Annotated in this window: 14 protein-coding genes and 2 tRNA genes; 2 read left to right on the forward strand and 14 right to left on the reverse strand. The window is 50.7% G+C overall.

Annotated elements, in window-relative coordinates; genetic code table 11:
- Window positions 1-9: 9 nt before the first annotated feature.
- From KP22_RS18865 to ilvL, 7 genes are all read right to left on the reverse strand, one after another.
- The gene (locus KP22_RS18865) at window positions 10-219 is read right to left on the reverse strand and encodes a hypothetical protein (protein ID WP_039325781.1); all 210 of its coding nucleotides are present in this window, start codon (window positions 217-219) and stop codon (window positions 10-12) included.
- A gap of 308 nt (window positions 220-527) precedes the next feature.
- Entirely contained in the window at window positions 528-2072 is a 1545-nt protein-coding gene (gene ilvA / locus KP22_RS18870; protein WP_039305374.1) for a threonine ammonia-lyase, biosynthetic, read from the reverse strand.
- Between the two features lie 5 nt (window positions 2073-2077).
- Window positions 2078-3928: a dihydroxy-acid dehydratase gene (gene ilvD, locus KP22_RS18875; protein ID WP_039305302.1), complete on the reverse strand. Its 1851-nt coding sequence runs from the start codon at window positions 3926-3928 to the stop codon at window positions 2078-2080.
- A 265-nt stretch (window positions 3929-4193) separates the two neighbouring features.
- Window positions 4194-5120, reverse strand: coding sequence for a branched-chain amino acid transaminase (locus tag KP22_RS18880; RefSeq protein WP_039305306.1), 927 nt, complete (start codon window positions 5118-5120; stop codon window positions 4194-4196).
- Between the two features lie 25 nt (window positions 5121-5145).
- Window positions 5146-5406 carry an acetolactate synthase 2 small subunit gene (gene ilvM, locus KP22_RS18885; protein WP_005969103.1) on the reverse strand — a complete coding sequence of 87 codons (261 nt, stop codon included), beginning with the start codon at window positions 5404-5406 and terminating at the stop codon, window positions 5146-5148.
- A 57-nt stretch (window positions 5407-5463) separates the two neighbouring features.
- Window positions 5464-7110 carry an acetolactate synthase 2 catalytic subunit gene (ilvG, locus tag KP22_RS18890; RefSeq protein WP_039325783.1) on the reverse strand — a complete coding sequence of 549 codons (1647 nt, stop codon included), beginning with the start codon at window positions 7108-7110 and terminating at the stop codon, window positions 5464-5466.
- A gap of 140 nt (window positions 7111-7250) precedes the next feature.
- Window positions 7251-7349, reverse strand: a complete 99-nt coding sequence (gene ilvL / locus KP22_RS22015; protein WP_071531109.1) for an ilv operon leader peptide — start codon at window positions 7347-7349, stop codon at window positions 7251-7253.
- A 394-nt stretch (window positions 7350-7743) separates the two neighbouring features.
- Between ilvL and KP22_RS18895 the strand changes: the two genes are divergently transcribed.
- Entirely contained in the window at window positions 7744-9270 is a 1527-nt protein-coding gene (locus KP22_RS18895; protein WP_039325785.1) for a YifB family Mg chelatase-like AAA ATPase, read from the forward strand.
- Window positions 9271-9327: 57 nt separating this feature from the next.
- Here KP22_RS18895 and KP22_RS18900 read toward each other — a convergent pair whose 3' ends face one another.
- Entirely contained in the window at window positions 9328-9666 is a 339-nt protein-coding gene (locus tag KP22_RS18900; RefSeq protein WP_039305316.1) for a MaoP family protein, read from the reverse strand.
- Between the two features lie 120 nt (window positions 9667-9786).
- Here KP22_RS18900 and hdfR point away from each other — a divergent pair, with 120 nt between their 5' ends.
- On the forward strand, window positions 9787-10614 hold the full coding sequence (gene hdfR / locus KP22_RS18905; RefSeq protein WP_039305377.1) for an HTH-type transcriptional regulator HdfR: 828 nt from the start codon (window positions 9787-9789) through the stop codon (window positions 10612-10614).
- 20 nt (window positions 10615-10634) lie between these two features.
- Here hdfR and yjfF read toward each other — a convergent pair whose 3' ends face one another.
- From yjfF to KP22_RS18935, 6 genes are all read right to left on the reverse strand, one after another.
- Window positions 10635-11597 (reverse strand): galactofuranose ABC transporter, permease protein YjfF, encoded by a 963-nt coding sequence (gene yjfF / locus KP22_RS18910; protein ID WP_010294682.1) that lies wholly within the window; start codon window positions 11595-11597, stop codon window positions 10635-10637.
- Window positions 11597-12607 carry a galactofuranose ABC transporter, ATP-binding protein YtfT gene (gene ytfT, locus KP22_RS18915; protein ID WP_039305322.1) on the reverse strand — a complete coding sequence of 337 codons (1011 nt, stop codon included), beginning with the start codon at window positions 12605-12607 and terminating at the stop codon, window positions 11597-11599. Before ytfT ends, yjfF begins: the two co-directional genes overlap by 1 nt.
- Complete coding sequence (gene ytfR, locus KP22_RS18920; RefSeq protein ID WP_039325789.1) at window positions 12594-14114, reverse strand: galactofuranose ABC transporter, ATP-binding protein YtfR; 1521 nt, start codon at window positions 14112-14114, stop codon at window positions 12594-12596. Before ytfR ends, ytfT begins: the two co-directional genes overlap by 14 nt.
- Window positions 14115-14305: 191 nt before the next feature.
- Window positions 14306-15262: a galactofuranose ABC transporter, galactofuranose-binding protein YtfQ gene (gene ytfQ, locus KP22_RS18925; RefSeq protein ID WP_039305324.1), complete on the reverse strand. Its 957-nt coding sequence runs from the start codon at window positions 15260-15262 to the stop codon at window positions 14306-14308.
- 439 nt (window positions 15263-15701) lie between these two features.
- A tRNA-Trp gene (locus KP22_RS18930) sits at window positions 15702-15777 on the reverse strand.
- A 54-nt stretch (window positions 15778-15831) separates the two neighbouring features.
- Window positions 15832-15908: transfer RNA gene (locus tag KP22_RS18935), tRNA-Asp, on the reverse strand.
- Between the last annotated feature and the right edge of the window lie 43 nt (window positions 15909-15951).

The raw sequence follows: 15951 nt of genomic DNA on the forward strand, positions 1-15951 counted from the left end.
TAAATATGATCAATGCACTGATGGTGTATCAAGCTTGAGTGAAAGTTTCCGCCCATCTGACGTCTTCATTTCCACAAGATTACTTTGAGTCACCTGCATCAGAGAAAGGCATAGCTTCATCATCAATGCGAGTATTTCTTCAGGAGGTAACGAACTATTAATAAGGCTATTCTTTAATTGTTCATTTAACTGAATGACAAGTTTTTCTTTATTTTTCACACTCGGTCTCCATGTGTTATTCCACTTTTCACAAAACTACCCTAGAAAAAAATAATTAGCAATATTCAAAGAAATTAGAAAAATAAATAATTAATTTAAAAATAATAATAACGAACTACAACTAGATTTATTCAACAACGCCTTGAAACACCTGCTGAAGAAACGTTAAACCCGCTTGAGAAAAGCCCGTGAACTGCGTTGCCATAAAAATGCCATCCCTGTAGCTGCCAGATGAGATAAAGATAACGCCGCCGACGGTGAAACACCATCGGCGGCGTTAGGGGAACACTCAACGTTTAACCGCTAACTTAACCTGCTAAAAAGAAGCGGAACGCTGGGTTATTGGTTTCATCGTGACATTCATAGCCCAGCGCCTGTAGGTGCTGCTCGAATTCACGATCGCCCGCATCCAGCTCGAACGCTGCCAGCACGCGACCAAAATCCGTGCCGTGGCTACGGTAATGGAACAGCGAAATATTCCAGTGTGTGCCCAGCGTGTACAGGAATTTCAGTAATGCACCCGGCGACTCTGGGAACTCAAAGCTGTACAGCCGTTCCTGTAGTGGCTTAGAGGGACGTCCGCCGACCATATAGCGAACGTGTAGCTTCGCCATTTCATCATCGGACAAATCCACCACTTCATAACCGTCTGCGGAAAGTTCAGCGATGATCTCCTGCCGTTCCGCATAGCCACGCGTCAGACGCACGCCGACAAAAATGCAGGCGTCTTTGGCATCCGCGTAGCGATAGTTGAACTCCGTGACGGAACGGCCACCTAACAGTTGGCAAAACTTCAGGAAGCTTCCCTGTTTCTCGGGGATCGTTACAGCCAACAATGCTTCACGTTGTTCACCCAGCTCACAGCGTTCGGAAACGTAGCGTAATCCGTGGAAGTTGACGTTCGCACCGGACAGAATATGCGCCAGACGCTCGCCCTGAATCTGGTGCTGCTGGATGTACTTTTTCATCCCCGCCAACGCCAGTGCGCCGGACGGTTCAGCAATCGCACGCACATCTTCGAACAGGTCTTTCACTGCCGCACAGATGGCATCGCTGTCGACGGTAATCACGTCATCCAGATATTCCCGACACAGCCGGAACGTTTCATCACCGATGCGCTTCACCGCTACGCCTTCGGCAAACAGCCCGACACGTGGCAGATCAACCGGTTGCCCGGCATCCAGCGCCGCGCGCAGACAGGCGGAATCTTCCGCCTCCACACCGATAACCTGAATTTGCGGCATCAACTGTTTGATCAGTACGGCAACCCCCGCCGCCAAACCACCACCACCGACTGGCACAAACACGCGATCCAGATGCGCATCTTGCTGTAGCAGCTCCATCGCTAACGTGCCCTGCCCGGCAATCACCGCAGGGTGATCGAACGGCGGTAGAAAGGTCATATGCTGTTGTTCTGACAGCTCAATCGCTTTGGCTTTGGCTTCATCAAAGTTAGCGCCGTGTAGCAGCACTTCTCCGCCAAAACCACGCACCGCATCCACCTTGATGTCGGCCGTCGCGACCGGCATCACAATCAGCGATTTAATCCCCAGCTTGCTGGAGGAAAGCGCGACACCTTGCGCATGGTTACCGGCTGACGCCGTCACCACGCCATGCGATTTTTGTTCATCGCTCAGACCCGCCATCATCGCGTACGCGCCACGCAGCTTGAAGCTGTGCACCGCGTGTCGGTCTTCACGTTTTACCAGAATGACATTATCTAACCGCGAAGAGATCTTATCCATCTTCTCCAGCGGTGTGACCTGCGTGATTTCATACACTGGCGAGCGCAAGATCGCCCGCAGATACTCCGCGCCCCCCGGCGCGGCAGGAAGAGGTTGTGACACAGCCATCAGCATTAGCCTCCCAGCTTGCTTTTATCTCGCACTGCGCCTTTATCCGCGCTGGTTGCCAGGCTAGCGTACGCACGCAGTGCAAAAGAAACCTGACGTTCGCGGTTATGTGGCGTCCATGCGGCATCGCCTCGTGCCAATTCGGCCTCACGGCGGCTTGCCAGTTCATTCTCCGCAACGTCCAGCGCAATGCTGCGGCTCGGGATATCAATGGCAATCATGTCCCCATCCTGTACCAAACCAATGATGCCACCGCTTGCGGCTTCCGGAGACGCGTGACCAATGGACAGACCAGACGTCCCGCCAGAGAAGCGGCCGTCAGTGATCAGCGCACAGCTTTTACCCAAGCCCATGGATTTCAGGTAGGTGGTCGGATAGAGCATTTCCTGCATGCCCGGCCCACCTTTCGGCCCTTCGTAGCGGATAACAACGACATCGCCCGCCACCACTTTACCGCCAAGAATCGCTTCTACTGCGTCATCCTGGCTTTCGTAGACTTTTGCCGGACCACGGAAAATCAGGCTATCTTTATCAACACCGGCGGTTTTCACGATGCAACCATCTACCGCGATGTTACCGTACAACACGGCCAGCCCGCCGTCCTGACTGTAAGCATATTCACGTGAGCGGATACAGCCTTCCTGACGATCGGTATCCAGTGAATCCCAACGGCAATCCTGAGAAAACGCTTTGGTCGTGCGAATACCTGCCGGGCCTGCGGAATACATACGCTTCACGCTTTCATCCTTCGTCTGCATAACGTCGTAGACTTCCAACGTTTCCGGCAGCGTTTTACCCAACACGTTGTTGACTTCACGGTTCAACAAACCGGCTCTGTCCAGTTCACCCAGAATACCGATAACCCCACCAGCACGGTGTACGTCTTCCATATGGTATTTCTGACCACTTGGCGCGACCTTACACAGATGCGGCACTTTACGTGAGAGACGATCGATATCCGACATGGTGAAATCAATTTCGCCTTCCTGCGCCGCGGCCAGCAGGTGCAAGACGGTATTGGTGGAGCCGCCCATCGCGATATCCAGAATCATGGCGTTTTCGAATGCGGCTTTATTGGCGATATTGCGCGGCAATACGCTGGCGTCATCCTGCTCGTAGTAACGTTTCGCCAGACCTACGATGCGCGTGCCCGCATTCAGGAACAGATCTTTACGATCGGCATGCGTAGCGAGCAATGAGCCATTAGCTGGCTGAGAAAGCCCCAGCGCTTCAGTCAGGCAGTTCATAGAGTTAGCCGTGAACATCCCCGAACATGAGCCGCAGGTCGGACAGGCGGAACGCTCAATTTGCTCACTATCAGCATCACTGACGTTAGGGTTCGCACCCTGAATCATGGCATCAATGAGGTCGAGCTTGATAATTTGGTTCGAAAGCTTGGTTTTCCCTGCTTCCATCGGGCCACCAGACACAAAAATCACCGGAATGTTCAGGCGCAGTGACGCCATTAACATCCCCGGAGTGATTTTGTCGCAGTTGGAAATACACACCATTGCATCCGCGCAGTGGGCATTGACCATGTATTCCACGGAGTCGGCGATCAGTTCACGGGAAGGCAGGGAATAGAGCATACCACCGTGCCCCATAGCGATACCGTCATCCACCGCAATGGTGTTAAATTCTTTCGCGACGCCGCCGGAGGCTTCGATCTGCTCGGCAACCAATTTACCCAGATCGCGCAAGTGCACATGGCCGGGTACGAACTGGGTGAAAGAGTTGACCACCGCGATAATCGGTTTACCAAAATCGTCGTCGGTCATCCCGGTGGCGCGCCACAAGGCTCGTGCACCGGCCATATTACGGCCGTGAGTGGTTGTGGCTGAACGGTACTTAGGCATGCTCTGTTACTCCAAAAATTACGAATTTGGCGATGACGGAACGTGTCACCGCCTGTCTGTCTTTATACCCGTTATATTTCAAGCTGCATGTGCGTTGGAAATACTCGCTCATATCTGAGCCTCGCCCTGACGGGCCGCCGCAAGCGGCGTTCAAATTGGCTAAGCCAATTTGTCCTCACTCACATCAGTCACTTACTGATGTAAGCTCCTGATGATTCGCTACGTCGCCGCCTTCCTGCAACTCGAACTATTTAGGGTATATAATTTAATGATTTATCGGATCCAACCAGCCCCATTTATCTTCGGTTTCACCCGTGAAGAGGCCAAAAAACGCATCCTGCAAGGCTTTGGTCACCGGACCGCGTTTGCCAATGCCGACCTGAATACCGTCTACGCTACGCACTGGGGTAATCTCTGCCGCCGTGCCGGACATGAAAACTTCATCCGCCAGATACAGTGACTCGCGGGACAGCACTTGCTCACGCACTTCATATCCCGCATCTTTCGCCAGTTTGATGATGGCATCACGCGTAATGCCCGGTAGCGCCGAAGAGGTAAACGGCGGCGTGAAGATAATACCGTCCTTCACTTCAAACAGGTTCTCGCCTGCGCCTTCAGAAACATAGCCGTGGACATCCAACGCGATCCCTTCCTGATAACCGTGACGGCGTGCTTCGCTCCCCACCAACAGGGAGGACAGATAGTTGCCACCTGCTTTAGCGGCGGTTGGGATGGTATTCGCCGCGACACGATTCCAGGAGGACACCATCGCATCAATACCGGCCTCCAATGCCTCTTCACCCAGATACGCGCCCCACGGGAAAGCCGCGATGATAACGTCGGTTTGGTAGCCATCTGGCGGGTTAACCCCCATACCCACATCACCCACGAACACCAACGGACGAATATAGGCGCTGGTCAGGTTATTTTTGCGCAGCGTTTCACGGCAGGCTTCCATCAACTCATCCACACTTTGTGCGACCGGCATACGGTAAATTTTTGCCGAATCACGCAGGCGCTGCATGTGCTCACGGTGACGGAAAACCACCGGCCCTTTATGTGAATTATAGCAACGAACGCCTTCAAAGACGGAGGTGCCATAATGCAGGGCATGCGACATGACGTGTACTTTTGCTTCAGCCCATGGAACCATTTCGCCATTGAACCAAATGTAGTCCGCTTTTTTTGTCATTCTTCTTTTTCCTTACTCTTCTGCGTTAGGCGCTGATCTGCTGTGATGTCGTCATCGGCTGGATGTCAACGCAGGCAATATCCAACAGCTTGCTCAATTGTGTTGACAATAAATCCACCGAACGATGGCTGGCAACGGTCAGTTCAATATTAATGTGATCGGTATTGGTGGTTTGCACCATATTCATTGCGCAAACTTTGAAACCCCGATGGCGGGTAACACGCAATACACGCTCCAGGACTTCGGGACGGAAGCGCGCCTGAATCGAAAGTTGATGGTGTGTCATTCTATTGTCTCCAGCACTCATTCTGTGTAAGTCAGCCATTAGTTGGTTTCGTCAAGCTTATTGGATTTTGTCGAGCATCGTTTCATTGCCCGCACCCGGCGGAACCAGCGGCCAGACGTTTTCGTATTCGTCGATCGATACGTGCAGTAAATAGGGTCCTTCGCTGTTAAACAGGGCATCCAGCGCGACATCAATTTGGTCTTTACGGGTGATGCGCTGGCCGGGGATATCAAACGCGCTTGCCAGCGTCAGGAAATCAGGGTTATCGGAGAGGTCAGTTTCACTATAACGTTCATCAAAGAATAACTGCTGCCACTGACGCACCATGCCTAACCGCTGGTTATCCAGCAGCACGATCTTCAACGGCAGTCGTTTTCGTTTGATGGTACCCAACTCCTGAACGTTCATCATGAAGGAGCCATCGCCGGAAATGCAGATAACCATGTCATCCGGGCGCGCAACCTGTGCGCCTACCGCAGCGGGTACACCGAAGCCCATCGTGCCGAGGCCGCTGGAGGTGATGAAATTCTCAGGGCGGCTGAACGTCATATGCTGTGCAGCCCACATCTGGTGCTGGCCCACATCGGTCGTCACCACCGTATCCGCATCCATCCGTTCGGAGATCGTTTTCAGCAGCGCAGGCGCATAAATCGCCTGACCGGGATGATCATAACGCCACGGGTATTCCGCCTTCATCATGGTCGCCTGCTCGCGCCACGCACTGACGTTCAGCGGCTGTTGCAACGCCGGCAATATCGCGTTCAGATCGCCTTGCAACGCGACATTAGCATGACGCAATTTGCTCAGTTCCGCTGGGTCTATATCCATGTGAATAACGCTGGCGTGAGGCGCGAAGGCGTTCAGCTTGCCGGTCACGCGGTCATCAAAACGCGCCCCAACCGCAATTAACAAATCACACTCCTGCACAATCAGGTTCGCCGCCTTCGTGCCGTGCATACCAATCATACCGAGATAATAGGGATGATTGGCATCCACGGCACCCAGCCCTTTCAGCGTCGAAACGGAAGGGATATCCGTTACGCTCAGGAATTCACGCAGTGCCGGAACCGCATTCGCCATGCCGACCCCGCCGCCAACGTACAGCACCGGTTTTTGTGCTTTCGCCAACAAAGCGTACGCCTGCGCGATATCTTGTTCGGGGAAATCAACATCGTTAGCCACAGGTGCAAAGTTCGGGATGAAATCACCGACAGCCAGCTGAATATCTTTAGGAATATCGACCAGAACAGGGCCTGGGCGGCCGCTGTTGGCAATCGCGAACGCTTCTGCCATCACTTCTGGCAGTGATTCGAGAGACTCGACCAGAAAACTGTGTTTCGTACAGGCCAGAGACAGCCCCAGCACGTCGATCTCCTGGAAAGCATCGGTGCCAATCAGTGCCGACCCTACTTGTCCGGTGATTGCGACCACAGGCACAGAATCCAACAGCGCATCGGCCAAACCGGTGATCAGGTTCGTTGCCCCCGGGCCAGATGTCGCAATGCAGACGCCCACGTTACCCGTGGAGCGGGCATAGCCAATCGCCGCCATCACCGCGCCTTGCTCGTGGCGACACAGCAGGTGTTTAACGCCGCCGTCATAAAGTGCATCGTAGACTGGCATTATCGCGCCCCCTGGATAACCAAAAACGGTTTCCACTCCCTGCGCTCGCAACGCTTGAACCACCCACTGTGCTCCATTCATAGTTATTTCCCCGACATCTTATGGGAATAACAGAATTTTATGCTGATGTTCATTTTCTGTTCCTTTCCGTTATAAATTATGCCCAACAAAAAACCCCCGACCTTTCGGTGCGGGGGTTTTCTTGAATTAGGCCTTGATTTCTAAGCCATTCTTCGTCCAAGTGCAGCCCCGCACGGTGGGATAATAATCACCACCACGCTAATCACGACTAGGCTAATCACTAGGGATAGGGCTTTCATAATAGGTTGTTCATTAATCTTCTGTCGAACGAATGCCTACAGAGTTATCACAGTCAGACATGGCGTGACAACAATTTTTTTTCATTACCACCCGTAAGGATTCCCTATGATACGTGAAAAAATTCAACGTAATCATAAGGTAGAAGCACCTCAAATTATTTTCGCTCATTGGCGTAAAAATGAGCACTCTGCGGGAAACAACGAGCATTACCGATCGTCATACAATCTTAACGGACCCTTTTCCGTGAACTATTGCGACCCACCACGCACAAATTTCATCCACTGTTGAAAAAGAGAATTATGTTCTGACGCCACCGCGCAGACTGGCGATAACGCCCTCTACTTCTTCACCCTTGCCAGACATGATGCAAATCATCAGCAAAGGGGAAATAGCATGTCATTGGCAATTACCTACACTCGGGCAATGATTGGTGTACAAGCGCCTGATGTTTATATCGAAGTTCACATCAGCAGCGGATTACCGGCATTAACGCTGGTGGGGTTGCCAGAAACCACCGTCAAAGAAGCGCGCGATCGCGTGCGCAGCGCACTCATCAATTGCGGGTTTACGTTTCCAGCAAAACGCATCACCGTCAACCTCGCCCCGGCAGACTTGCCCAAAGAAGGAGGACGCTACGATCTGCCCATTGCTCTGGCGATTCTGGCAGCATCAGAACAAATCGATGGTGAAAAGCTAAGCCGCTACGAATTTCTCGGCGAACTCGGCCTGTCCGGCACGTTACGTGGCGTAAATGGCGCGATTCCCGCCGCATTAGAAGCCATAAAAGCAGGCCGTCAGCTTATCCTGCCAGATGACAATAAACGGGAGATGACGCTGATACCGCAGGGTGAAGCGCTAATGGCCGGGCATTTGTTGGAAGTGTGCGCTTTTCTCAGTGGAGAAGAGGAACTGCTCAGTTGCTCCGATATGACGCCCGTCCCGCAGCCTGAGGAAGGTATGCTCGACCTGAAGGATATCATCGGTCAGGAGCAGGCTAAGCGCGCGTTGGAAATCGCAGCAGCAGGTGGTCACAACCTGCTATTGCTGGGGCCACCGGGAACGGGTAAAACCATGCTGGCGAGCCGATTAGGTAATTTAATGCCGCCGTTGAGCGATGACGAAGCGCTGGAAAGCGCCGCCATCAACAGTCTAATCAACATTGATGCCACCATGACACGCTGGCGAGCCAGGCCCTTCAGAGCACCTCATCATAGCTCTTCCATGGCTGCACTCGTGGGCGGAGGGTCACTGCCTAAACCCGGAGAAATCTCGCTCGCCCACAACGGTGTACTGTTTCTGGATGAATTACCGGAGTTTGAGCGACGCGTCTTAGACTCACTGCGTGAGCCTCTGGAATCTGGTGAAATTATCATTTCCCGTACCCGCGCCAAAGTATGCTATCCAGCACGCGTTCAGCTTGTCGCTGCGATGAACCCCAGCCCATCAGGCCACTATCAGGGCATTCATAACCGCTTACCTGCACAACAGATATTGCGCTACCTAAGCAAACTTTCCGGTCCCTTTTTGGATCGCTTTGACCTTTCTATCGAAGTCCCTTTGCTACCACCAGGGGTTTTATCTCAACAACATTATCAAGGCGAAAGCAGTGCAACGATTCGCGAGCGCGTGCTGATAGCAAGACAGATACAGTTGAGGCGAGCAAATAAAATCAATGCGCTGCTAACTTCACGCGAAATAGAAAAATACTGCAAATTGGAGATGGCCGATGCGGCCTATCTGGAAGACGTGATGAATAAACTTGGCTTATCCGTACGCGCCTGGCATAGGATATTGAAAGTCGCACGCACGATCGCTGACCTCGGCGATCGGGAAAACATTGAAAAAAAGCATCTTGCCGAAGCACTGAGCTACCGTTGTATGGATCGATTGCTCATCCAGCTCCACAAAAGCCTTGAATAACGAGAGCACGATCTTTTTTCGCACCAAAAGAAAATGGGGCTTTCGCCCCATTCTTAATTAATCATCACTTTCAGTGTATTCTTCTACCGCATCCATCTGCGGCTTACCACCAGACAACGTATGGAAGCGTTTAGGGCGACGGACACGTTCCAGATATTTGGACCAGATTTTTTCCAGTTCCGTTTCCGCTTTACGTTCGCCGCGACACATTGCCACAAACGATGCCTCTTCCCCAGTTACTGGTTCACGTTTGCCCAAGTCCAACTCGTTAAACGCGTAACCGTGGCGCTCCAACAGTTGTGCTTCTTTAATAGTAAAGTCGCCATGTCGGGAAAAACCACGCGGGTAGAACTTGTTATCAAAAAAACGATGAGTGGTAGAGAAGCTTTCTGCCATCTTACACGCTCCTAATTCTTCTATGGTCGTGTTGTTTATGGCGCGGAGTATTAGATAGGCTTGACATTGTGTAAAACAAAACATTTAAATCATTACGACAAAATTTTTTTGGAGATGGGCGTGGATACCGAATTACTAAAAACCTTTCTGGAAGTCAGTAGGACAAGACACTTTGGCCGTGCCGCTGAATCCCTGTATCTGACACAATCAGCGGTGAGTTTTCGAATTCGCCAGTTAGAGACGCAGCTTGGTGCCAACCTATTCACACGCCATCGGAACAATATACGTCTGACGCCCGCGGGTGAACGACTTCTACCCTATGCAGAAAGCCTTATCGGTACCTGGCAGATCGCCAAAAAAGAAGTCGCGCGATCGCAGCAACACAGCCTGCTTTCGGTGGGGGCAACCGCTTCACTTTGGGAGGCATACCTCGCTCCCTGGCTACAATCGCTGTATCAACAGCGCCCGTTGATCCAGTTGGAAGCGCGCATTGCCTTACGTCACTCGCTGGTCAAACAGCTCCATGAGCGCCAATTGGACCTGTTGATAACGACCGAACAACCAAAAATGGAAGAACTGGCGAGCCAGCTGCTGGGAAATTTCTCCCTTTCGCTGTTTGCAGCAGAAGCACACCCACACAGACAGGAGCTGCCTTATATAAAATTGGAGTGGGGTGCTGATTTTCATCAGCAAGAGACTCGCCTGTTAGCCAGCGATCAGCTTCCGGTTTTGACAACAACATCGGCCAATTTGACCCGCCAACTGCTTGAGACAACAGGCGGTTGTGCATTCTTACCCAGTCATTGGTTACAAACGCACGCCAATCTGCGGATAGTCGGCGACAGTCAACCCGTCGTGCGTCCGTTTTACGCCGTTTGGTTACAAAACAGCGATCAGCAGACGATGATTCGTCAGTTGCTGAAAACACCTATTGTGATTAATCCATGACCTGCTTGTTCACATCCAACTTAGGCACGTCTGGCTAACCAGAAGGTGCTTAACGCTTTCTGTAATCCAATGAAAGCAAACAGCAGAAAACCAATGACGATTTTTGTCCACCATGAGCTCAAGGTACCGTCAAATGTGATATACGTTTGAATCAGACCCTGAATCAGTACGCCAAACAGGGTTCCCAATACCGTACCGACACCACCAGTCAGTAGCGTACCGCCGATCACCACAGCGGCAATGGCATCTAACTCCACGCCGCTTGCCGCCAGGGCATAACCCGCTGAAGTGTAGAGAGAGAAAACAATACCTGACAGCACCGCTAACGTACTGGAGAGCATATATATATGAATCGTCGTCCGTCTGACGGGCACTCCCATCAATTCCGCAGAATAGCTACTACCGCCAATCGCATAAACACGGTTACCGAAACGGGTACGATGTGCCATCACAATCCCTAGTAGCACTACAATCAGCATAACTAACGCCAGAAAAGTAAATCGTCCTCCATCAGGCATGCGCCAGGCTAAACCCGCCAGTTGGCTATAGACCGGATGATCGATTGGAATCGACTCCTGTGAAACGATAAAGCTCATCCCTCGAACAAAGAACATGCCGGCCAGCGTGATAATAAACGCCGGCAATTTCAGCGTATCGATAATCCATCCCATCAATCCGCCAAACATGGCTCCCATCACCAGTGCAATTGCGAACGCAAAGAAAGGATCAATGCCATACGTGCCGATCAATTTGGCCAATAACACGCCGGTAAATGCAATCACTGATCCCACAGAGAGATCGATCCCGCCAGACAGAATGACGAACGTCATCCCAACTGCCACGATCCCCAGAAAGGCGTTATCCGTCAGTAAATCAAAGAAAACTCGCGTCGAAGCAAAGCCGGGAAACTGGCTGAGACAGAATAAATAGCCAGCAATAAAGACCAGAATCGTCATCAACAGGGGAAAGTGGCGTTTCAACATTATGTTTTCCTCCTGAACAAGTGATGCAGCGAAATGCGCGGAGATTGCATAATCAAAACCAGCAGAACGACGAGAGCCTTCAGGACCAGGTTGAATTCCGGCCGATAGCCAGACAGCAGGATGCCAGTATTCATACTCTGAATAATCAAGGCACCGACGACAGAGAGCAGCAAATTAAAACGCCCCCCAAGTAGCGAACCGCCGCCGATCACCACGGCCAGAATCGCGTCTAATTCCAACCAGAGGCCTGCATTGTTCGCATCCGCCCCACGGATATCTGCCGTCACGATAACGCCCGCTACGGCCGCACACACGCCGCATATGACATAAGCTGCGACCAATACCAGCTTCGTACTCACGCCAGCGTTGCGAGCCGATCGCAAATTAATACCGACAGATTCGATAAATAGCCCAAGCGCCGTTTTACGAGTTAGACCCCACAACGCCAACAGCATCACGCAGGCAATAATCACTGGCATAGGCAGATAGAACAGCGTTCCGCTGCCTAACTTAGCCAACCCGGCGTTATCAAACGTGATAATTTGACCTTCGGTAATCAGTTGAGCAATACCTCGCCCGGCAACCATCAGCATCAACGTCGCCACAATCGGCTGAATCTGTAACACCGCAACCAGAAAACCATTCCATAGCCCACACAGTGCGCCAACCAATAACGCAGCCAGCAATACGGAGGGGAGTGGATGACCAGCAGCAGTCAGTGTTGCGGCCGTCGCGCCTGCAATCGCCATTACCGCGCCAACCGATAAATCGATTCCGCCGGTTGCAATCACTAACGTCATACCTAATGCCAGCAGCGCAACGGGCGCACCGCGGTTAAGGATGTCGATAAGGCTACCGAACAAGCGCCCATCCTGAATATGGAGGGAGAAGAAGTTGGGCGCGACCATGCTATCAATCAGCAAGATGGCAACGAGAGCCAGAAGCTGTGGCACCCCTTTGGTGAACGTTAGACGCACTTTTCTGGCAGGTTTGATTTTATTGTCTGTCATCAGTCTCTCCCGTTTGTACTGCGATGGCTTGCATCACTGCGGCAACCGAGATCTCGTTATGTTCGAGATGCGCAACATGCTGCCTGTCGCGCAGCACAATGATGCGGTCGGCATAACCGGTCAGTTCCTCCAGTTCAGAAGAGATCACCAATAGCGCCATCCCTTGCTCACACAGTTTTTCAATCAGGCGAATGATTTCAGCGTGCGCGCCGACATCGATCCCCCTCGTTGGCTCATCCAGAATCAAGAAACGCGGCTCTGTTGCCAACCAGCGCGATAGCAATACTTTTTGCTGATTCCCTCCCGATAGATACTGAATTTCCTGCTCTGCACTGGGCGTACGAATCCCTAATAGGCTGATAAATTTTTCGGCGATACGAGTTTGCTCACGTAAGGAAATAGGCTTCAGCCAGCCGCGCTGCGCCTGAAGTGCCAGAATAATGTTCTCTCGTACCGTTGCCGCACCGACAATGCCATCAGTTTTTCGGTCTTCCGGGCAATAGCCAAAGCCGAGTTTTCCTGCTGCACGCGGCGTGCGAATGCTGACTTGTTTGCCATCAACTCTGGCTTCGCCGGCATCAGGTACGTTAATACCAAATATCAGTTGTGCGGTTTCTGTCCGGCCGGAACCCAGTAGACCAGCGAGGCCAACAATTTCTCCCGGACGCACGGAAAGTTCGAAGTCATTAATCGAGCCACGCCGACCATAGTGTTTAAACTGCACGATGGGCTCACCTGAGACGTCATTATGTTCGCCACGCCTCAATAACGTTTCATCAAAACTGTGCCCCAACATCATTTGGACTAATTCAATACGTGGTAATTCTGCGGCAGGCAATGTCCCCACTAATCTTCCATTACGTAAAACGGTAATTCTGTCACTAATGCGATAAACCTGATCCAGAAAATGCGTGACAAATATCATGCCGATTCCGCGGTCGCACAACTTCCGTAATATATCCAGCAGCATATCGACTTCTTTTGCATCGAGGCTGGCGGTCGGTTCATCAAGAATTAAAACTTTAGCGGAAAGATCGACAGCTCTGGCAATCGCTACAATTTGCTGGACTGCGATGGAATAATTACCAAGCGGATGGCTAACATCGATCATCAGTCCATAATTCAATAAAAGTGTTTCGGCCTGATGCAGGATTTTATGTTGATCCACGATGCCCCAGCGTGTGGGCTCATGGCCAATAAATAGATTTGCCGCAACGGACAGATTCGGTAATAGATTGACTTCTTGATAGACCGTACCAATACCCAATGACTGAGCATGAGCCGTATTGACAGGATTAATCGCCATACCATCGAGGATAATTTCACCCGTTGAGCGATGGTAAACGCCAGTCAACGCCTTAATTAACGTTGACTTCCCTGCGCCATTCTCTCCTAATAGCGCCACTATTTCGCCGTGATTAAGCGTGAAGTCCACTTGATCTAATGCTTTTACCCCCGGAAACTCAACGCTCATGCCCCGAATATCTAACAACCGTGTCGTTTCCATCAGCATCACCTATGCGACAACTTAACAAGGCTACATCACACCTGAGCAATATTATGGTAAGTAGGCTGACAATATTCACTGTCCCTTGATTGAACGGTGCAGAAAACATAGCAAGCCCACTTTCCCATAATCATATTTCTGCCAGGTATTTAGCAAAAATTTATATCAATGATAAATCCACAATATAAATATCAATAACCAAGGTCTTTCTTGGTTTCATATTCCTGCTTTGCCGTGTCAGGCAGTAATAAACGTGATTCCGTTTGAATGAATTTTTCAGGTTGTTTCCCGTCCTTCTTCATCGCTAATAAAGCATCAAAAGCAGGCCCAGCCATATTAGGTGTTAATTCAACGGTGGCATTAGCTTCGCCATTCATCATAGCTTTAAAAATATCAGGGACACCATCAATGGAGACAACTTTTATTTGTGAGCCAGGTTTCAGGCCAGCTTCTTTAATTGCCTGAATAGCGCCTATTGCCATGTCATCATTATGTGCATAAACCGCACAGATATTTTTTCCGTTCTGCTCAGCTTTAATAAAGCTTTCCATGACTTCTTTACCCTTACTGCGAGTAAAGTCTCCCGACTGTGAACGAATAATTTTTATCTGTGGATCTGAAGCTATCCCGTCAGCAAACCCTTTCTTACGGTTTATCGCAACGCTAGCCCCAACCGTTCCCTGCAACTCAACAACATGACAAGGTTTTCCAGCGGCTTCTTTCACAAGCCACTCCCCTGCTACTTTTCCTTCATAGACGCTATCAGAGGCGATAGCAGCGGTGTACAACGATGGATCGCTAACCTCAATCGTTCTATCAAGCAAGAACACTGGGATTTTTGCTTCTTTAGCTTCCTGTAAGACTGGCACCCAACCTGTCGCGACAACTGGGGCGATAAATATGGCATCTACGCCCTGAGCGATGAACGACCGCACAGCCTTAATCTGATTCTCTTGTTTCTGCTGAGCATCCGCTATTTTTAACGTTATCCCACGCTTCTCGGCTTCCTGCTTTGATACTTTAGTTTCCGCAGAGCGCCATCCTGATTCTGAACCAATCTGGGAAAAACCAACCGTTAAGGATTTTGCCTGTACGGCACCGCATAATGTCGTGCTTACAGCAACAGCTACCAGTAAACGTCTGTACATACTTAAACTCCTTCTGTGTAGCCTTACAGCTACTTAGTCAGATTTCAGGTACAGCATAGCGCTACGAATTTCTGCTGTAGCGCTACCGATGTGATGTTGGCGGGTATCACTAACAAGTGAATGCAACCTAAAAGATCGTTCTGAAAAACAACTTCCCTTCACTCAGGTTGTAGATAGTTTTAGTTCAAATATCGAACAAGGTGAATGAGCAAGTTCACAACCTGGTATTACGGTTATTTTGTGCATATTTACAGCTAAATAAGCACGATCTATCAACAGCACATCAGAGAATTTTATCTATTGAATAACAACACGTTAGACTAATTAGGCATCCAGAGGGGAGAAATAACGGAGAAATTGGAAAGAGGGATACGAGACAGGATCGAGCATAAAGTACAGATCAAAAAAAACCCTTCACAATAACGTGAAGGGTTCTATTTGGCAGGGGCGGAGAGACTCGAACTCGCGACACCCGGTTTTGGAGACCGGTGCTCTACCAACTGAGCTACGCCCCTAAATTACGCTTAACATTATGCCTGCTAAAGTTAGCAGGCATAATTTTTAATAAGTGGCGGAACGGACGGGGCTCGAACCCGCGACCCCCTGCGTGACAGGCAGGTATTCTAACCAACTGAACTACCGCTCCACCGAATTTCTCTACAACCACCAGATCGCTCCGGCTTACTGCT

The sequence above is a fragment of the Pectobacterium betavasculorum genome (assembly GCF_000749845.1).
In the GTDB taxonomy this organism is placed as follows: domain Bacteria; phylum Pseudomonadota; class Gammaproteobacteria; order Enterobacterales; family Enterobacteriaceae; genus Pectobacterium; species Pectobacterium betavasculorum.